The organism is Oceanimonas smirnovii ATCC BAA-899, assembly GCF_000381965.1.
GTDB lineage: Bacteria > Pseudomonadota > Gammaproteobacteria > Enterobacterales > Aeromonadaceae > Oceanimonas > Oceanimonas smirnovii.
Genome location: NZ_KB908460.1, coordinates 1 through 18,160 on the forward strand (window position 1 = coordinate 1; position 18,160 = coordinate 18,160).

Below are 18,160 nucleotides of genomic sequence, written 5' to 3' on the forward strand. Positions count from 1 at the left end.
CCCCTCCCAGCCTCCCCCTTAAAGGGGGAGGAGTAATGAGTTGCTTCCCTCAGTAATAACTTTTCCCTGCTTTCGCCATGTCTCGCAGCGGTTCACAGGGCCCGAAGCGTTCGCCGTATTTGCGCGCGTATTCTTCCATTTTGGCTACCATGTTGGCGATGCCCTGCTGATGCATATGATGGAAGGGGCCGCCGGTGAAGGGCGGATAGCCAATGCCGAACACGGCACCGATGTCGCCGTCGCGGGGGCTGGCAATTACGCCATCAGCCAAGGCCAGGGCGGCTTCGTTGAGCATCAGCAGGGTGCAGCGTTCGGCCATGTCCTGGGCGGGTAATTGCGCTTTGGGGGTAATGCCCAGCAGGCGATACATGTCCGGATCGGCGGGTTTGCCTTTTTTATTAAAGGCGTAAAAACCGCGGCCGTTCTTTTTGCCATAACGCTTGGCTTCCAGCAGTTTGTTCAGGGCCGCCGGGGCCTTGAAGCGACTGCCCAGCTCCGCCTCAAGCACGGGCGCAATTTTTACTGCCACGTCCAGACCCACTTCATCCAGCAGGGTAATGGGCCCTACCGGAAAGCCGTATTTCACCAAAGCGCGATCTATGGCTTCTATCGGCTCGCCTTCCAGCAGCAGGCGGGCGGCTTCATTAATGTAGGGAGCGAGAATGCGGTTAACATAAAAGCCGGCGCTGTCTTTTACCACTATGGGGGTTTTGCCCTGAGCCCGGGCCAGTTTCAGCGCCGTGGCCACGGTTTTCGGGCTGGTGCCGGCATGGGGAATAATTTCGGCCAGGGGCATTTTTTCTACCGGGCTGAAATAATGCAGCCCCACCACACGGCTGGGATCGGCGGCCCCTTCGGCAATCTGATGAATGGGAATGGACGAGGTGTTGCTGGCAAATATGGTGTGGGCCGCGCCGTGCTGCTGCACCTGCCGCACCATGTCTCGTTTTATGGCCAGATCTTCAAATACCGCCTCCACCACCAGGTCGGCGCGCTCAACACCGCTGAAATCCAGGGTGCCGGAGAGCAGCGCCAGCTGGCGATTCATCTCGGGGCGGCGCAGGTGCTTTTTCTTTACTTTGGCGTTGAGCAGCCGGTGCGCGGTGGCCATGGCCTGATTAATGCCTTCGGCTTTTATGTCTTTAATGCGCACCGGCATACCCGCTCTGGTGGCGGTCACAAAGGCAATGCCGCCGCCCATTAATCCACCGCCCAGCACGCCAATGCGATGCAGTGGCCCGGGCTCGGCCCCCTGATAGGTGGTTTCTTTTTTCATTTCGGTGGTGGCAAAAAACAGCCGGCGCAAGGAGGCCGACTCGGGCGTCATCACCAGCTCGCCAAAGGCGCTGGCTTCGGCCTGATAACCGGCTTCACTGCCCTGCTCAAGGCCGGTGCGCACCACGTTCAGCAGGGTTTCCGGTGCCGGATAGTTACCCTGGGTTTTGCCGCGCAGCTTGCTCAGGGCCTGATCAAACACCAGTTTGCGGCCCAGCGGGTTGCCTTCCAGCGCTTTGGTTTTGAGATCCGTTTTGCGGGCACTGGCGGGCTTGCCCTGTTTCGCCATGGCCATGGCGGTATCCAGCAGAATGCTTTCGGGCACGCAGTCGTGCACCAGACCGGCCCTGAGTGCCTGTTTGGGGCGCAGCTGCTTGCCGGTGAGCATCATATCGAGGGCTTTCATCAAGCCCACTTCCCGGGGCAGCCGCTGGGTGCCGCCGGAGCCGGGGATCAGCCCCAGCTGCACTTCCGGCAGGCCCAGACGAGTAATGTCAGCATCGCTGCACACCCGGCCATGGCAGGCCAGCGCCAGCTCCAGCCCTCCCCCTAAGCAGGGGCCGTGAATGGCGGCAATCAGCGGTAGCTCAAGCCGCTCCAGCTCGGTAAAGATCTCCTGGCCGGCGCGGGACAGCGCCGCCGCGGCCCCGGCGCTGATGCAGCCTTCCAGCATGCGCACATCGGCACCGGCCACAAAAGAGTCGGGTTTGCCCGAGCGCAGCACCAGCCCTTTAATGGCCGGGTTGTTGTGAATCTCGGCCAGCAGGGCACGCAGCTCGCCGGCAAAACTCTCGCGCAGTGTGTTCATGCGCTCACCGGGCACATCCATGGTGATGATGCCAATGCCGTCTTCGGTGCGCAGGGTAAAGGTAGATTCAGTCATTGGCTGCCTCCAGTACCATGGCCACGCCCAGGCCGCCGGCGGCACAGGCAGTGGCAAGGGCCAGACCGCCGCCGCGGCGGTTCAGCTCGTTCAGGGTTTGAGTGATCATGCGTGCGCCGGTGGCGGCAAACGGATGGCCATAGGCCAGCGAGCCGCCCAGCACGTTGAATTTGTCCATGTCGATGGTGCCGATGGCATTGCCCTGCCCCAGCTCGTTTTCGGCAAAGGTGCGGCTTTCAAAGCACTGAATATTGGCCAGGGTCTGGGCGGCAAAGGCCTCGTGCATGTCTATCAGGCTCATGTCGGCCAGGCTGCAGCCCGCCTGCGCCAGCGCTTTGGGCGTGGCGTAGCTGGGCCCCAGCAGCATATTGTGGCGCACATCAATGGCGGCATAGGCATGGCTGCGCAAATAGCCCAAGGGTTTCAGCCCCAGCGCCCTGGCACGGCTTTCGGTCATCATCAGCACGGCGGCGGCACCGTCGGTCAGCGCCGTGCTGTTGCCGGCGGTGACGGTGCCATGGCGCTTGTCAAAGGCGGGCTTAAGCCGCTCATAATTGCTTAATTGTGAATCGGCACGCAGGGTGTTGTCTTGCGCAAAGGGCGCTTTAAAGGGCGGCACATAAGCCGTCATCACTTCATCGCTAAGCCAGCCCTGCTGCCAGGCATGAGCGGCCAGCGTATGGGAACGATGGGCAAATTCGTCTTGCGCCCGGCGGGAAATGCCGTGGCTTTTGGCCATTTGCTCGGCGGTCTGGCCCATGGTGAGGCCGGTGGAATATTCGGCAATGGCCGGCGGCACCAGGGCCAGGTCTGTTAACTTAAGCCGGCGCAAAATGGCCAGTTTTTTGCTCAGGGTTTTGGCTTTGCTCAGCTCCAGCAGCGCCGCCGCCAGCCGGCGCGACACGCCAATGGGCAGCACCGAAGACGAATCGGCCCCGCCGGCAATGCCCACTTCCACCCTGCCCGCCTGCATGGCCTCGGCCAGGCTCGACACTGCCTGAAAACTGGTGGCACAGGCGCGGGTCACGCTGTAGGCGTCTGTGCTTACCGGCAATTCGGTGCCCAGCACTATTTCACGGGCAATGTTGGGGGCGCTGGGCATCTGAATGACCTGACCAAACACCAGCTGCTCTATGTCACTGGCGTTTACCGGTGCCCGGGCCAGCAGCTCGGCCACCAGCATGCGGCCCAGATCGAGGGCGGCCATGTCTTTAAATACGCTGGCCTGACGGGCAAAGGGGGTGCGCAACCCCGACACAAAGGCAATGCGATCACCCTTGTGAGTAACAAGTGGAATGGTAGACGACATGAACGCTCCTTGTTATGGCAAGAGGTCTGACCTGCCTGAATAGTAGCAATGGCAAAAAGGGTTTCAAACAGGTAAATAACAAGAGTCGCAGTGTGGGGCAACTGTGGTTAGACTGATTAACATGTGCCCACTTGGTGAAAAAATGATGATTTCCGTATTTAAGCGAAAGCAACAGGGGCAGCACTCGGTCTCTAAGAGCATGATGATGAAACAAAAGCGTTACGAGGCGTTGGTGTATGCCCTGCATGGCGATTTGTTCCGCTATGCGTTCTGGCTGTGCCACGACCGACAGATAGCCGAAGACCTGGTACAGGAGACGTTTTTGCGTGCCTGGAAGGCCCTCGACAGCCTCAAGGAAGAGAAAGCCGCCAAAGCCTGGCTCATCACCATTTTGCGCCGGGAAAATGCCCGCCGGTTTGAACGCAAGCAGTTCGATCTGGTCGACATTGAAACCACGGCCGTGCCCGATCGCAAAACCCCGGGCATGGAGCAGAAAATGGAAAATGAGTGGCTGCGACGGCATATTGCCGACCTTGCCCCTGAATATCGCGAGCCACTGTTACTGCAGGTAATTGGTGGTTTTAGTGGAGAAGAAATTGCCGGAATACTGGATTTGAACAAGAACACCGTAATGACCCGCCTCTTTCGGGCCAGAAATCAGCTGAAAGAGGCCATGGAGCAAGACACTACACCAAGAGGTCGCAGTAATGGATGATCTGGAATTCCGTCGCCGGGCTTATGCGGATCCTGATGATAAAAGTCCCGAATTTTTAGCCGCATCTGCCAGCAGCAAGAGTAACCGTCAGTTTCTGGAAGACATGAAGGCGTTTAACCGCAAGCTGAGCTTTGCCCTGGAAGAGCCGGTGCCCCATGCCCTGCCCGATAAACTGATGCTGTCTCATTTGCTGCGACAGCCCGATCGTGAGCAGTCACGCTGGCGGTATCTGGCGGTGGCGGCGTCGGTGGCCTTTGCCCTGGGCTTTGCCACCCGCTTTGTGACCTTTTCCCCCCAGGCCGTGGCCGAGCCGCCGGCAGTTGGCGAGGTGGCGGTTACTCATGTGCTGCGGGAAATGCCTTTTACCCATTACATTGATGAAGAAGTGACCCTTGAAACCGTGAACGCCAAGCTGCGCCCTTACGGCACCCGGCTGCAGGATTTGAGCGGCCTGGGCAAGGTGTATTATGCCAACCACTGCATGTTTGCCGGTGGTCCGGCGGCACATCTGGTGGTGCAGGGCGAGCACGACAGGGTGCATGTGTTTCTGGTGCCCATGGAGCGGGCTTTGCAGCTGCAGGAACGGTTCAGCAAAGACAACCTGCACGGCGAGGTGCTGCCCATGAGCTATAACCGCCTGGTGGTGGTAAGCGATCGCAACGAAGACGTCAGCCGCGTTGCCGAGCGGGTAAAGGCATCTTTGGAGAAAGCGATCTAATTTTCGTCCGCGTTCCCGTTCGGCACCATCTATTATAAGAGTTGTATGCTCTTTTGGTGTAACATTCAGCCCGTGATAACACGGAAGCCATTAATGCTGTTTGCAACAACGGGAACGCGCTATGACCATTGAACTCCCTATTTTAATTACCTTTGTCGGCTATCTGGTGCTGACCATGCTGATTGGGGTGGTAGCTTATAAAGCAACCAGCTCGCTCAGTGATTATATTCTGGGCGGCCGCCGCCTCGGGCCCGGTGTGGCGGCACTGAGTGTGGGTGCCTCCGACATGAGCGGCTGGTTGCTGCTGGGCCTGCCCGGTGCGGTTTATCTTTATGGTATTAATCAGGCCTGGATTGGCATTGGCCTGGTGCTGGGTGCCTGGCTTAACTGGCTGTTTGTGGCCAAGCGGCTGCGGGTGTATACCGAGCAGGCCAACGACTCCCTTACCCTGCCCGACTTTCTGGAAAACCGCCTGGATGACAAAAGTGGTCTTATTCGCGTGATTTCGGCGCTGACCATTCTGGTGTTTTTTGTGTTTTACACCTCCTCCGGGCTGGTGGGCGGTGCCATTCTGTTTGAGAAAGTATTTGGCCTGCCCTATCTCAGCGCCCTTCTTATCGGCGGTGCCGTGATTGTGGCCTATACCTTTATGGGTGGTTTTCTGGCGGTGTCCTGGACGGACTTTTTTCAGGGCATTCTGATGCTGCTGGCGCTGATCGTCATGCCCTGGGCGGTGATGAACGAACTGGGCGGCATGGAGCAAACCATGACGTCACTTGATGCCCTGGACAACAACAAACTGAACCTGTTTCACGACTTTTCATTGCTGAGCGGTCTGAGTTTGCTGGCATGGGGCCTGGGTTATTTTGGCCAGCCGCACATTCTGGCCCGCTTTATGGCCATTGACTCGCCCGCCTCGGTGCCGCTGTCGCGGCGCATTGCCATGAGCTGGATGATTCTGTCTTTGATTGGTGCCCTGGGTGTGGGGTTGTCTGGCGCTGTGTATTTTGCCGATGCCCCGCTGGAAAACTCAGAAACCGTGTTTCTGGCGCTGGCCAATGCGGTGTTTAACCCCTGGGTGGCCGGCTTTTTGATTGCCGCCATTATGTCGGCCATTATGAGCACCATCGACTCTCAGCTGCTGGTGTGCTCTTCTGCGCTGACGGAAGACTTTTACAAGCGCTGGCTGCGCCCCAAGGCCAGTGATAATGAACTGGTGTGGGTTGGCCGGTTTGCGGTGCTGGCGGTAGCGGTGCTGGCGCTGGTGATTGCCACCGACCGGGAAGCCTCGGTGCTGGAGCTGGTCAGTTACGCCTGGGCCGGCTTTGGTGCCGCCTTCGGCCCTGTGATGATTTTGTCGGTGTTCTGGTCTCGCCTTACCCGTAACGGTGCCCTGGCCGGCATTGTGCTGGGTGCCCTGACCGTTATCGGCTGGAAACAGCTGGAAGGCGGTCTGTTTGATCTCTATGAAATTGTGCCCGGCTTTGTTGTTTGCTGGCTGGCGTGCTGGCTGGTAAGCCGCTACGACAAGGAGCCGTCCAAAGCCGTTGTGCTGGGTTTCCGGCGTATGGAGTCGGAGCTGTAAGCCAGTTTACAGTTTGATTTTTCTCACAAAAGAGGCCGTTCGGCCTCTTTTTTTTAAACGCTTGTTTTACTTTTTTGTGACTTCTTTCTAATCTGCTTTAAACAGGTGTTTTATTACCGGCCGCGTTCTGTTGTCGCCGCCTCTTTGTTCACCCAGGAAAGTGAGATGACTCTATGCGCAAAAAGACATTAACTTTGTCGGTGCTGGCAGCCGCCGTGACCATGGCCACCGGACAGGCTCAGGCTGCGGCGTTTCAGCTGGCGGAGCAAAGCACCACAGGATTGGGCCGGGCTTATGCCGGTGAAGGTGCCGCCGCCGAAAACGCGTCTGTGCTGGGGCGTAATCCGGCAGCCATGACGCTGTTTGACCGCTCGTCGCTGTCGGCAGGTGCGGTTTATGTGAATCCGGAAGTGGATGTGGAAGGCAAGCCTACCGCAGGTCAGGCCGCTGCCGCCGGCATTGCCGGCCTGCCGACTCAGTCAAATGATATTGCCGATGATGCGGTGGTGCCGTTTTTCTATTATGTGCAGCCCATTAATGAGCAATGGGCTGCGGGCCTGGGCATTTTTACCAACTATGGTCTGTCTACCACCTATCAGGATGATCACTACGCCGGGCCGGTGGCGGGTAAAACCTCGCTGACCACCATAAATGTTAACCCCAGCATTGCCTACCGAGTGAACCCTCATCTGTCGCTGGGAGGCGGTTTTAATGCGGTGTATGCGGATGCGGAGCTGATCCGGCATTCAGGAGTGGCGGCAGTGGCAAACCCGGGCCTAGGCTTGCAGCCTACCTCAGAGTTTGTGCGTTTAGCCGGTGACGACTGGGGCTATGGCTGGAATATCGGCATGCTGCTGGAAGCGGATGAGTATAACCGCTGGGCCCTGACCTACCGCTCTGAAGTGGATTTAACCCTGGAAGGTGATTATGCCAGTGCCAAACCCTCTGTTGTACCCGGCCTCCCGGTGGGTACTAATGGCCAGACGGTGCCCGGCAAGCTGGATTTAACCCTGCCCGCCATTGCCGAGCTGTCGGGCTTTCATCAGGTGGATCCGGCCTGGGCGGTGCATTACGGCATTATGTGGACTCAGTGGAGCAGCTTTGAGGAGCTGCGGGCGCTGGGCAGTAATAATGGCACTTTGTTCCAGAAAGACGAGAAATTTGATAACAGCTGGCGGGTCAGTGCGGGGCTTACCCATCAGCTGAATGATCAGTGGACCCTGCGCGGCGGCCTGGCGTACGATCAGTCACCGGTGCCGGAAGCCACCCGCAGCATTTCCATTCCCGATGTTGACCGCACCTGGTACACCCTGGGGGCCACTTATGCCGTGAGCCAGAACCTGAGTGTGGATGCCGCCTTTGCCTTTCTGGATGGCGGCAAGGTGGATGTGGTGGAAGACGGCTTTGCTTTTACCTCCGGCGGTGATGCCTACCTGATGGGCCTGCAAATGAACTACCAGTTTTAATCTTCATTACGCCCGCATTTATAATCAAAGCGCCTTCGGGCGCTTTTGTTTTTGTGCTGAAGGTTTGTTTCACTGTGGTCGATTACGGTATATTACCGGATTATTTTTCATATTGGTTGTTTCATGAACGCATACAGTTTCGTCGCACGCCAGGCCATTCTGGATGTGAATGGCAATCCGCTGGGCTATGAGCTGTTGTTTCGTCTTGGTCTGGAAAACCGGTTTCCTGATATCAGCTCTGAGCAGGCTACCCGGCGGCTGATTGCCGAGCAGTTTTTAAGTGAGAAAATTGACGACCTGGTGGGCTCTGCCATGTGCTTTGTTAATTTTCCTGACTCTCTGCTGGCAGAAGGGCTGACGATAGGGCAGAAACATCAGAATATGGTGATTGAAATTCTGGAAGATGCCCGCCCCACTCCCGAACTGCTGGAACAAGTAAAACAACTTCGCCGGGCCGGCATTAAGGTGGCGCTGGATGATCATGTGCCCGGACATGGCTGGAGTTCGTTTTTTCCTTATGTGAACTTTATCAAGCTAGATTTGCGTCAGTTACCATTGGCTGACTGCCGGCGCATTATTGAACAGGCCAGCGATTATCCTGAGCTGCGCTTTATTGCAGAAAAAGTAGAAACATTAGACGAATTTGAGTCTGCCCGTGCTGTCGGCTTTGAGTATTTTCAGGGATATTATTTTCAGCAGCCACAGGTGATTAAACGCCGGCTGCTGACCACGGATGAAATCACTGCCTTTGAACTGCTGAAAGCCGTCAGTGAGCCACAGATTGATTATGACAAACTGACAGCGCTGTTCAGCCGGGATCTGCCACTGACTTATAATGTATTGCGCTATGTCAACAGCCTGCATATGGGCTATAAACGCCAGAGCATAGAAAATTTACGTTATGCGCTGGTGTATCTGGGTCAGGAGCAGCTGAAACGGTTTACCGCCATGGTGATGACAGCCTATATCAGCAAAAATAAAAACCGTGAATTATATCGTTTGTCCATTATTCGGGCCCGCTGGTGTGAGTTGCTGGCTGGCCTGATGAACCCTGCACTCGCCCATGATGCCTTTATCTGCGGTTTGTTTTCACTGCTGGATGTGCTGCTTGAGCGTCCGGTAGCCGATATATTGCCTCAGCTGCCTATTTCTGATGAGGCAAAACAGGCGCTGGAACATGGCAAGGGGGAGCTGGGCTTTTTACTGGGTCTTATTCAGGATCATGAAAGAGCCAACTGGACTAATCTGCAAAAACGGCTCGACTTTATTGGTCTGCAGCCGGATGTCAATGCCCGCTATTATGAAGAGGCCATCAGCTGGAGTAACCAGCTGGAGGCCTCCCGCTGAGCGCTAGCGCCGGCGCAAGGCCCAGAACCCCAGCACAACCATAAACATAATGGCAGAGGCCATCAGACCAGCCAGCATGCTGGCCGTTACTCCCAGCGCCAGAAAGCCGGCAATGCTGACCACCGCCATCGACAGCGCATAAGGCAGCTGTGTCATCACATGATCGATATGATGACAGGACGCGCCGGTAGACGACAGTATGGTGGTGTCAGAGATAGGCGAGCAGTGGTCACCAAATACCGCACCGGCCATGACCGCGGCCATGCCCGGCAGCAGCATGCCGGTATCGATGGCCATGGTCATGTCGGCCGCAATGGGCAACATAACACCAAAGGTGCCCCAGCTGGTGCCGGTGGCAAAGGCCATAATACCCGCCAGAATAAACAAAATGGCCGGCAACAGATAAATCGGCAGATTCTGTTGCACCAGAGACGCCAGATATTTGCCGGTTTCCAGCTCACTGATAAGGCCGGCAATGGTCCAGGCAAACAACAGAATATAAATGGCCGGCAGCATGCCTTTCACGCCCACCAGCAGGGTATGCAGCCAGTCTTTGCCGGTGGTGCGCTCACGCACCAGGCTGATGGCACAAATCAGCAGCCCGGCCACACCACCAGCCACCAGAGCGCGGCCCACATTGGTATTTTCCAGTGCGCCCAGCAGGCTGAACGCCTCTCCTGCCTCACTCAGCGCCGTGGCACCGGTCCAGAGCAGGCCGGCCACGGTCACCAGTGTGAGACCGCCAATGGCAAACAACAGATCAGTGACCCGGCCACCGGCCACCTCATGATCGTGTACGCCCGGCGGCGTGCCTTTGCTGCTGTCAAACAGCTCACCACGCAACGCCTGTGCTTCATGGCGCTGCATCAGGCCCAGATCCCAGCCGCCACGAATCACCAGAATGACCATCAGCAGGGTAAAAATGGCGTAAAAGTTCATGGCACCCATGGTGATAAATGCTGCCAGCGGACTTTGTCCGGTTACGCCATAGCCGGCCAGAATACCGCCAACCAGCGCTATGATATAGGCTCCCCAGGAAGACACCGGCATCAATACACACACGGGCGCGGCGGTAGAATCCAGCAAATAGGCCAGCTTGGCACGGGATATACCAAAGCGATCGGTGACCGGGCGGCAAATGGTGCCTACCGATAAACTGTGAAAGTAATCATCAATGAAAAACACAAACACCAGCAGACCTGTCATGGCTTTGGCCTGACGGCGGCTTTTAATACGGGCCTGCGCCCATTCTGCAAAGGCGTGGGTTGCACCGGCACGGCTCAGCATACTGATAATGCAGCCCAGCAATAACAGAAAAAGCAGAATATTCACATTCCATTCATTCAGGGCGCCTTCATCCCAGAACAAAGACTGCACCTTGATACCAAGATGAGACAAGGAATTGAGGGGATTAAATTGCTCCAGCAGCAGGCTGGCCAATACAATGCCAAGGCCCAGCGAAAGCAACACCTTGCGGGTGGCAATGGCCAGTAAAATGGCAATAAGCGGGGGTAATACGGACCAGACAGTCTGAATAAACGGATGAGCTTCCACAGCGACACCTGAATGTTAAGTAATGAAAAAACCACCAGGAGCAGGAAACCGACACAGTCTTATCCTTTCTTTCCCAGCAGTAGCGCATCACAATCAATAATTGTGACAGTATCAGCCCTTTAGGTACTGATCCCAACCGTGATTCGGTGATAAAAACCACAGCTTCGGCAGCACTTCCTTTTGGCCGGCGTCATTGGTATCACCCTGTTCCGGCTTACTGATAAGCACTGCGCCTCTACGCAGGTAAGTTGGCGAATTTTACTGGCTCGGGCGTAAAGATCAACACATTCATCTGTTTTGTTGCATTTATGTTGGCTTAATGTCGTTATTATCTACATTTGATAAACCTTGCCTGCAAAGTGTGTCTGTTGTTGATAGAGTAGGTTTAACTTCTTTAGGCCTTACCTTTCTGCTTATGAAATGTAAGGATTTAATATGAGTCGCGCTAAAAGAATTCTTTTGCATTTTGCAATTCTTGTTGTTTTATGATTATATTGTTCAGTCTTTTTAATGCCAATTAACTTGCAACCATGCAATTCTGGCTGTAAATTTAATTTATTAAAAAAACAAACAAGCTACAGGTGAACACAATGTCCGATTTTTTGAAAACGCTGCTTAATATTCGCAGCCTGCGCGCTACCTCTCGCGAGCTTACTCTGGAACAACTGGAAGAAGGTCTTAACAAACTGACCACTGTGGTTGAAGAGCGCCGTGAATCTGAAGCCGAAGACCGTGCCAAAGCCGCAGAAAAAGAGCGCAAACTGAAAGAATATGCCGATATGCTGGCCGCCGATGGCATTGATTTAAGCGAGCTGCTTGAGGCCGTTGAGCCTGCTGCCAAGAAAGTTGGCGCACCTCGTGCCAAGCGTCCGCCCAAATATGAATATCATGATAACGGCGAGCGTAAAACCTGGACCGGCCAGGGTCGTATGCCCTCAGTTATCAAAGAAGGTATTGAGACCCAGGGTAAATCTCTGCAAGATTATCTGATTAAAAAGTAATGCATACTTGTTATTGAAAAGAGGGCCGGCAGGCCCTCTTTTTATTTGGGTAATAAGCGGTAAAGCGGCTGATCGAGCCCGTTGTGTTTAAGCTCATACACCAGTGCCAGCTCAGCCCCCAGCGGCCCTTCAGGCCAGCCCTGGCGTTCCATCCAGCATAAATAGGCCAGTGGCAGCCGCAGCAGCGGCTGTCCGCGATATTTGCCATAGGGCATGGGGGTTTGAATAATACGCAGCAGCCCGGCCTGACTCAGGCCGGGTGAGACAGGCTCAGCCATGCAGACTGGCGTTAATGGCGCTCAGGGCGGCGGCAGGATCCGCAGCCTGAGTGATGGGCCGGCCGATAACCAGATAGTCACTGCCCGCCTTCAGGGCCAGCTCAGGCGTCATGATGCGGCGCTGATCACCGGCATCACTGCCCGCCGGACGAATGCCCGGGGTGATCAGTTTAAAATCGGGGCCAAGCTCACTCTTGAGCAGGCTGGCTTCCTGTGCGGAGCACACCACGCCGTCTAGGCCGGCTGCTTGTGTGAGCCGGGCCAGGGCCAGTACCTGCTCTGCCGGAGAGCGCAGCACGCCGGTCTGATTAAGCTCGTCGGCGGTCATGCTGGTCAGCACTGTCACCGCAATCAGCAAGGGGGCCTTGTCACCGTAAGGGGCCAGGGCCGCTTTGGCCGCTTCCATCATGCGGCTGCCGCCACTGGCGTGCACATTCACCATCCATACGCCCAGCTCAGCGGCTGCGGCCACGGCCTTGGCCACTGTGTTGGGAATATCGTGAAACTTGAGGTCAAGAAAGACATCAAAGCCCTGCCCGGTGAGGTGACGAACAAATTCAGGGCCGAACAGGGTGAACATTTCCTTACCCACTTTCAGCCGGCACTGAGCCGGATCCAGTTGCGCCACCAGCGCTTTCGCCTGCTGCTCGTCGGCAAAGTCGAGGGCGATCAGCACTTTGGGATCGCGGTTGTGTGATGTTTGCATGAGTTAATTACCTTCGGTTTTTACATTTGGTCATTCCGGCCCCCGAGCCGGAATCTGTTTATTCGTGCCGCAATGTTGTGAATTCGCTGCGCTTATCGCCAACTACCAGTCCCTGCTCCCTATTCCCCAGTCCCTATTCCCTGCTTTAAATCATTCGCCGTCCAGGCCGCGCACCGGCTTGATGGTGCCCCATTGCTTGCAGGACGGACATTGCCAGAACAGGCTGTGCACGGAAAAGCCACAATGGCCGCAACGGTGACTGGGCTTGGCTTTTATCTGTTCGGCCACCAGGGCTTTAAGCATTTCCAGGCTGGCCCTGGCCTGGCCCTGACCGGCATTATCGGCATGATAAGACATCAGCCGGTAAAAACCTTTCATGGTGGGATGGCGCTGTAAATGGGATAACACCAGTTGCTCGGCACTGGCCTGGCCGTCGCGAACGGCTATGCGGTCTGCCAGCATCAGTACTTCACTGGCACCAGCGTCTTGTGCTGTCCATTGCTCAAGCAAGGCGGTCAGGGTGTCATCCTGTTGCAACTGATGATAACAGTGCTGAAGATCTGAAAGAATTTCACTGATAAAGCTTTTATCCTGCTGCGCCACCTCTTGCAGAACACTGGCCGCCTGACTCAGGTTACCTGCGGCCATATATAATTTACCCAGCCCCATACTGGCACGAACACAGCCCGAATCGGCTTTCAGCGCTTTTTTGAAATCGCTGATGGCCCCTTTGCTGTCTTGCCGCTTTTGTTTTTGCTCTGCCAGTTCACAGTAAAAATGCGCCATGGGTATCAGGGCCTTGTTGCCCTGCTGCTTTCTCAGCCGCCCTGCCACCGTAATGGCCTGCTCCCAGTCACGCAACTGCTGATAAAGGGTGAGCAGCAGCTCGAGGGCATCCTGCTCGTAATCGGGATCTTCTTTTAACTCTGTTAATATTTGCTCGGCGCGATCCAGCAGGCCGGCGGCAAAGAAATCCCGGGCCAGCTCCAGCATGGCAAGATGGCGTTGTTCCAGAGAGAGGCTGGTGCGGGCAATCAGGTTCTGATGAATACGAATGGCCCTGTCTACTTCACCACGGGAGCGAAACAGGTTGCCCAGTGCCAGATGGGTTTCTATGGTTTCGCTGTCAACCTGCAACAGCTGGATAAAGAGATCAACCGCCTTGTCGGGCTCATCGGAAAGTAAAAAGTTCAGCCCGGCAACATATTGCCGGGAGAACTGACTGGATTGTTTCTGTGTATCCTGGCGAACACTTCGGCGACCCATATACCAGCCATAAGCCGCCGCTACCGGAAGCAGCAGAAACAACAATTCCAGCATGAAGTGTATTATTCCTTAACCGGGAGTGCTCTGAGCTCTTCCAGTTCGCGGTGCTGACGTTCTACTTTTTTATTCAGCCCTTTGTTGGTCATTTTAAGACGCAGCATCACCAGACCAAATACCAGCCAGCCCAGCAAAAAACCAGCCACAAACACCACTGCCAACAATGAAGACAGCCGGTAATCACCCTGAGCCAGCAGATAATTAACATGTACCAGCTGGTCGTTCTGGGAGCCCAGTGTCAGCCCCACGGCAAAAAGGATCGCCAGCATTATCAGGCCAAAGATTATTTTCACTTTACCCTCTCAACATCCTGATTTTTTGAGTGTTTGGCATTATCCCGAAAAACCACCGGCGACGCTACCGCAGCCGACAGGAAAAGTGACCTCAGGCCGGGTTTACCCGCTCGCGTAATTCCTTACCCGGTTTGAAGTGAGGAACGTATTTGCCGTTAAGCTCAACTTTTTCACCGGTTTTAGGATTACGCCCCTGGCGGGGAGCACGATAATGCAAGGAAAAGCTGCCAAAGCCGCGAATTTCGATACGGTCACCTGTTTGCAGCGTTGACGCCATTTGCTCAAGAATTTCCTTGATGGCACTTTCAACTTCTTTGGCAGACAAATGGGGATATTGCTCAGAAAGGCGTTCAATGAGATCGGATTTTGTCATGATTCAGTCTCCGAAATATATAACAAAAAGGGGCCATAAAGGCCCCTTTGTTCAATAACGGCTTGGCTTATTCGCCTTTGGCCGCCTTGAATGCTTCGGCCATTGCACTCAGACCAACCACTTCGTCTTGCTGGTTCAGAGTATCGATAGCAGCTTTCTCTTCAGCTTCGTCTTTCGCACGGATAGACAGGCTGATGGTGCGGTTTTTGCGATCGATGCCCATGTAACGAGCTTCAACTTCTTCACCGGCGTTCAGTACGGTGGAGGCGTCTTCGATGCGGTCGCGAGAGATGTCGGCAACGCGGATGTAACCTTCCACGCCTTCTTCCAGCTCAACCACGGCACCCTTGGCGTCAACGGCAGTGATGGTACCCTTAACGATAGCACCTTTCTTGTTGTCAGACAGGTACTTATTGAAAGGATCTTCGTCGATTTGCTTCACGCCAAGGCTGATGCGCTCACGCTCAGGGTCGACCTGCAGAACAACGGCTTCAATTTCTTCGCCTTTCTTGAACTCACGAACGGCTTCGTCACCGTTGGCGTTCCAGGAGATGTCGGACAGGTGAACCAGACCGTCGATGCCACCGTCCAGACCAATGAAGATACCGAAGTCGGTGATGGACTTGATCTTGCCGGAAACGCGGTCGCCCTTGTTGTGGGTTTCAGCAAACAGCTGCCACGGGTTGGACTTGCACTGTTTCAGACCCAGAGAGATACGACGACGCTCTTCGTCGATGTCCAGAACCATTACATCTACGTTGTCGCCCACAGAAACCACTTTGGACGGGTGGATGTTCTTGTTGGTCCAGTCCATTTCGGATACGTGTACCAGGCCTTCTACGCCTTCTTCGATTTCAACGAAGCAGCCATAGTCGGTCAGGTTGGTCACGCGGCCGGCCAGACGGGTGCCTTCCGGATAACGGTTGGCGATATCTACCCACGGATCTTCGCCCAGCTGCTTCAGACCCAGAGACACACGGGTGCGCTCGCGGTCGAACTTCAGGACTTTAACGTTGATTTCGTCGCCAACGTTGACGATCTCGGAAGGATGCTTAACGCGCTTCCAGGCCATGTCGGTGATGTGCAGCAGGCCGTCTACGCCGCCCAGGTCCACGAAAGCACCGTAGTCGGTCAGGTTCTTAACGATACCTTTAACTTCCTGGCCTTCCTGCAGGTTTTCGAGCAGCTGTTCGCGCTCGGCGCTGTTTTCGGTTTCGATCACGGCACGACGGGAAACAACCACGTTGTTGCGCTTCTGGTCCAGCTTGATGACCTTGAACTCAAGCTCTTTGCCTTCCAGGTGAGTGGTGTCGCGAACCGGACGCACGTCTACCAGAGAGCCGGGCAGGAAGGCGCGGATGCTGTTCACTTCTACGGTGAAACCGCCTTTAACCTTGCCGTTGATCACACCGGTTACGGTTTCTTCGTCTTCGTAGGCTTTTTCCAGCTGCAGCCAGGCTTCGTGACGCTTGGCTTTTTCACGGGACAGCTGAGTCTCACCGAAGCCGTCTTCCACGGCGTCCAGCGCTACGTCTACTTCGTCGCCAACGCTGATTTCCAGCTCGCCCTGAGCATTTTTGAACTGCTCGGCAGGAATGGCAGACTCGGATTTCAGACCGGCGTCAACCAGTACGATGCCGTTTTCAATGGCAACAACAGTACCTTTAACGATGGAGCCCGGACGGGTTTCGAGTTCTTTCAGAGACTCTTCAAAGAGTTGAGCAAAAGATTCAGTCATATGATTAATGAATACACACTGTTTGAGTTGAACATCCACGGGGCATTCCGGCGCACGTGGGGTGACTAACACATTCCGCCCTTCTTCCCTGAGGGCGGCATTGCCAAATGGCTTAACGGCCAAGTTTAACCTTAGTATGACTCAGCACCCTGTCCAGCACATCTGTGATGGAAAGGCTGGTGGAGTCGATAATTAACGCATCGTCAGCCGCCTTGAGAGGCGCCACGGCCCGGTTTCTGTCCCGGTCGTCACGCTCCTGTATTTCGCTTAAAAGGCGGTCAAAGCTAACATCAAAACCCTTGTCTTGCAACTGCTTATAGCGCCGACTGGCCCGCTCTTCGGCACTGGCATCAAGAAAGATTTTGACCTCGGCATCGGGGAACACCACTGTGCCCATGTCGCGGCCGTCGGCAATCAGACCGGGCCTGGCACGAAAGGCGCGCTGGCGGCGCAGCAGTGCCTCGCGCACACGGGGAAACGCCGCCACCTTGCTGGCTGCGTCGGCCACTTCCTGAGTACGAATGGCACGGGAGACGTCTTCGCCTTCCAGGATAACGCGGATTTCGCCGCTTTCGGCAGGAAACTGCACATCAAGATGTGCTGCCAGAGGCATCAGCCCCGCTTCGTCATTCAGTTCCACATTGTGGTGCAGTGCGGCCAGCGCCAGCACCCGGTAGATAGCGCCGGAATCGAGCAGGTGCCACTCCAGTTGTTCGGCCAGCAGCTGGCACAGGGTGCCTTTGCCGGCGCCGCCCGGGCCATCTACGGTAATGACGGGAGCTTGTTCAGACATACATCCTCCGGTAAATCATGAGTCCGGACAGACCGCAAGGGCGGCTGTCGCGCGGGCGGCATTATAACCAAGTTAAGAAGCCAAAGACATTACCGCCGTATTGAACCTATACCTGCTGCCCCTTCCGCTTTACAATAACCACCATTTTTTATTGATAAATAACCAAAAGAGGAAGGCCATGAGCAGTGTTACCCGTATGGCAAACTCCAAATTGCCAACACCCTGGGGCACCTTTACCCTGGTCGGGTTTGAAGAAAAGGGAACCGGCAAGGATCATGCCGCTCTGGTAATGGGAAATGTGGAAGATGGAGCACCGGTGCTGGCGCGCATTCATTCCGAATGTCTGACCGGAGACGCCCTGTTCAGTCTGCGTTGTGATTGTGGCTTTCAGTTACAGGCGGCGCTGGAACGCATTGCCAAGGAAGGCCGGGGCGTGCTGCTGTATGTGCGCCAGGAAGGCCGTGGCATTGGCCTGCTGAATAAGATTCATGCTTATCATCTGCAGGATCAGGGCAAGGACACCGTTGAAGCCAACGTGGAGCTGGGCTTTGCCGCCGATATGCGTGACTACACCATTTGTGCCGATATGCTGCGCAGCCTGGGTGTCACCGGGCTGAAACTGATGACCAATAATCCGCGCAAGGTCAAGGCGATGGAAAACTTTGGCATCAAGGTGAGCGAACGTCTGCCGCTGGAAGAAGGCCGCAACCCGTTCAATGAGCATTACCTCGATACCAAGGCCGGCAAGCTGGGCCATATGCTGAAAGAGCAGGACTGATTAGGATTCCGGCGCAAAGGCCGGA

17 protein-coding genes and 1 riboswitch are annotated in these 18,160 nt (G+C 55.5%); of the genes, 7 read left to right on the forward strand and 10 right to left on the reverse strand.

The window, feature by feature from the left end; genetic code table 11:
• Nucleotides 1-49: 49 nt before the first annotated feature.
• Both fadJ and fadI read right to left on the reverse strand, forming a co-directional pair.
• Complete coding sequence (fadJ, locus tag G364_RS0108995) at nt 50-2,158, reverse strand: fatty acid oxidation complex subunit alpha FadJ (RefSeq protein ID WP_019934817.1); 2,109 nt, start codon at nt 2,156-2,158, stop codon at nt 50-52.
• On the reverse strand, nt 2,151-3,467 hold the full coding sequence (gene fadI / locus G364_RS0109000) for an acetyl-CoA C-acyltransferase FadI (RefSeq protein WP_019934818.1): 1,317 nt from the start codon (nt 3,465-3,467) through the stop codon (nt 2,151-2,153). Before fadI ends, fadJ begins: the two co-directional genes overlap by 8 nt.
• Nucleotides 3,468-3,666: 199 nt before the next feature.
• Here fadI and G364_RS0109005 point away from each other — a divergent pair, with 199 nt between their 5' ends.
• From G364_RS0109005 to G364_RS0109025, 5 genes are all read left to right on the forward strand, one after another.
• The gene (locus G364_RS0109005) at nt 3,667-4,182 is read left to right on the forward strand and encodes a sigma-70 family RNA polymerase sigma factor (protein ID WP_019934819.1); all 516 of its coding nucleotides are present in this window, start codon (nt 3,667-3,669) and stop codon (nt 4,180-4,182) included.
• A complete protein-coding gene (locus G364_RS0109010; protein ID WP_019934820.1) occupies nt 4,175-4,900 on the forward strand; it encodes a DUF3379 domain-containing protein in 726 nt (241 codons plus the stop codon). Before G364_RS0109005 ends, G364_RS0109010 begins: the two co-directional genes overlap by 8 nt.
• Before the next feature lie 121 nt (nt 4,901-5,021).
• On the forward strand, nt 5,022-6,485 hold the full coding sequence (putP, locus tag G364_RS0109015) for a sodium/proline symporter PutP (RefSeq protein ID WP_019934821.1): 1,464 nt from the start codon (nt 5,022-5,024) through the stop codon (nt 6,483-6,485).
• 173 nt (nt 6,486-6,658) lie between these two features.
• Nucleotides 6,659-7,951, forward strand: coding sequence for an outer membrane protein transport protein (locus tag G364_RS0109020; RefSeq protein WP_019934822.1), 1,293 nt, complete (start codon nt 6,659-6,661; stop codon nt 7,949-7,951).
• 123 nt (nt 7,952-8,074) lie between these two features.
• A complete protein-coding gene (locus G364_RS0109025; RefSeq protein ID WP_019934823.1) occupies nt 8,075-9,298 on the forward strand; it encodes an EAL and HDOD domain-containing protein in 1,224 nt (407 codons plus the stop codon).
• Between the two features lie 3 nt (nt 9,299-9,301).
• Here G364_RS0109025 and G364_RS0109030 read toward each other — a convergent pair whose 3' ends face one another.
• A complete protein-coding gene (locus G364_RS0109030; RefSeq protein ID WP_019934824.1) occupies nt 9,302-10,852 on the reverse strand; it encodes a Na+/H+ antiporter NhaC family protein in 1,551 nt (516 codons plus the stop codon).
• Nucleotides 10,853-10,924: 72 nt separating this feature from the next.
• A riboswitch (Lysine riboswitch) is annotated at nt 10,925-11,098 on the reverse strand.
• Between the two features lie 344 nt (nt 11,099-11,442).
• Between G364_RS0109030 and G364_RS0109035 the strand changes: the two genes are divergently transcribed.
• Entirely contained in the window at nt 11,443-11,853 is a 411-nt protein-coding gene (locus tag G364_RS0109035; RefSeq protein WP_019934825.1) for an H-NS family histone-like protein, read from the forward strand.
• A 41-nt stretch (nt 11,854-11,894) separates the two neighbouring features.
• On the opposite strand, the gene G364_RS0109040 is transcribed toward G364_RS0109035, so the two are convergent.
• The 7 genes from G364_RS0109040 to cmk form a co-directional block, all read right to left on the reverse strand.
• The gene (locus G364_RS0109040) at nt 11,895-12,131 is read right to left on the reverse strand and encodes a DUF3820 family protein (protein ID WP_019934826.1); all 237 of its coding nucleotides are present in this window, start codon (nt 12,129-12,131) and stop codon (nt 11,895-11,897) included.
• Nucleotides 12,124-12,837 carry an orotidine-5'-phosphate decarboxylase gene (gene pyrF / locus G364_RS0109045; RefSeq protein ID WP_019934827.1) on the reverse strand — a complete coding sequence of 238 codons (714 nt, stop codon included), beginning with the start codon at nt 12,835-12,837 and terminating at the stop codon, nt 12,124-12,126. The genes G364_RS0109040 and pyrF overlap by 8 nt, the downstream gene beginning before the upstream one ends.
• Nucleotides 12,838-12,987: 150 nt before the next feature.
• A complete protein-coding gene (gene lapB, locus G364_RS0109050) occupies nt 12,988-14,157 on the reverse strand; it encodes a lipopolysaccharide assembly protein LapB (protein ID WP_019934828.1) in 1,170 nt (389 codons plus the stop codon).
• An 8-nt stretch (nt 14,158-14,165) separates the two neighbouring features.
• Nucleotides 14,166-14,453: a LapA family protein gene (locus G364_RS0109055; RefSeq protein WP_019934829.1), complete on the reverse strand. Its 288-nt coding sequence runs from the start codon at nt 14,451-14,453 to the stop codon at nt 14,166-14,168.
• A 91-nt stretch (nt 14,454-14,544) separates the two neighbouring features.
• Nucleotides 14,545-14,826: an integration host factor subunit beta gene (gene ihfB, locus G364_RS0109060; RefSeq protein ID WP_019934830.1), complete on the reverse strand. Its 282-nt coding sequence runs from the start codon at nt 14,824-14,826 to the stop codon at nt 14,545-14,547.
• Nucleotides 14,827-14,893: 67 nt separating this feature from the next.
• Nucleotides 14,894-16,564: a 30S ribosomal protein S1 gene (gene rpsA, locus G364_RS0109065; protein ID WP_026344808.1), complete on the reverse strand. Its 1,671-nt coding sequence runs from the start codon at nt 16,562-16,564 to the stop codon at nt 14,894-14,896.
• 112 nt (nt 16,565-16,676) lie between these two features.
• Complete coding sequence (gene cmk, locus G364_RS0109070; RefSeq protein ID WP_019934832.1) at nt 16,677-17,357, reverse strand: (d)CMP kinase; 681 nt, start codon at nt 17,355-17,357, stop codon at nt 16,677-16,679.
• A 178-nt stretch (nt 17,358-17,535) separates the two neighbouring features.
• On the opposite strand from cmk, the gene ribA reads away from it, so the two are divergent.
• Complete coding sequence (ribA, locus tag G364_RS0109075) at nt 17,536-18,135, forward strand: GTP cyclohydrolase II (RefSeq protein WP_019934833.1); 600 nt, start codon at nt 17,536-17,538, stop codon at nt 18,133-18,135.
• Nucleotides 18,136-18,160: the final 25 nt, after the last annotated feature.